This window comes from Bacillus sp. LR--39 (genome assembly GCF_053613335.1).
Genome location: NZ_JBSIOT010001163.1, coordinates 1 through 612 on the forward strand (window position 1 = coordinate 1; position 612 = coordinate 612).

At 41.2% G+C, this 612-nt stretch carries 1 protein-coding gene; it reads right to left on the minus strand.

The features are described from left to right. On the minus strand, positions 1-551 hold a 551-nt coding region (locus ACWHAR_RS29170; protein ID WP_452088708.1), incomplete at its 3' end, for a blue-light photoreceptor. Between the last annotated feature and the right edge of the window lie 61 nt (positions 552-612).

A 612-nucleotide genomic window follows, 5' to 3' on the forward strand; every position in this document is an offset into this window, starting at 1 on the left:
GTTGATAAGATATTCGTCAATGTGCAAACGATGGAATTAAATCGCTCCTCTGTCAGGTTTCCGACTAGCGGAAGAGCCGAAATGCCATTGCGAATCGGGACAATAGGAGTTGAAAGTGCAGTAATTTCCGTGAGGGAATCCTCGAGAAGCTTTTCATATTCTTTTTGCTTGGTGATATCATTCTGAATTCCGACAAAATACGTTTTATCCTCTATTTCCATTGGATCAATATTTAATTCATTCCAGAACATAGTTCCGTCTTTTTTGTAGTTTTGGATCTGAACGGTGACCGGTTCTTTATTTTGTAAAGCGGTTCTGATGTTGTCCACTTCTGCAGGATCTGTGTGTTTCCCCTGTAAGAAGCGGCAGTTATTTCCTAAAATTTCCTCGTCCTCGTAGCCGGTCATTTGAACAAAGCCTTGATTTACGTAGACAATAGGATTATCTTCAAGTGCGGGATCTGTAATTACCACACCGACTCGCACGTGATCAAGTGCTTTTTTGATGACTTCCAGCTGTCCTGGTATCCCAAATGATTGAAAACTAGCCATATAAATCCCCCTTAGGCCGTCAGCTTGTATGCGAAAGCCTGATATTCCCCTTTTTAAAAAT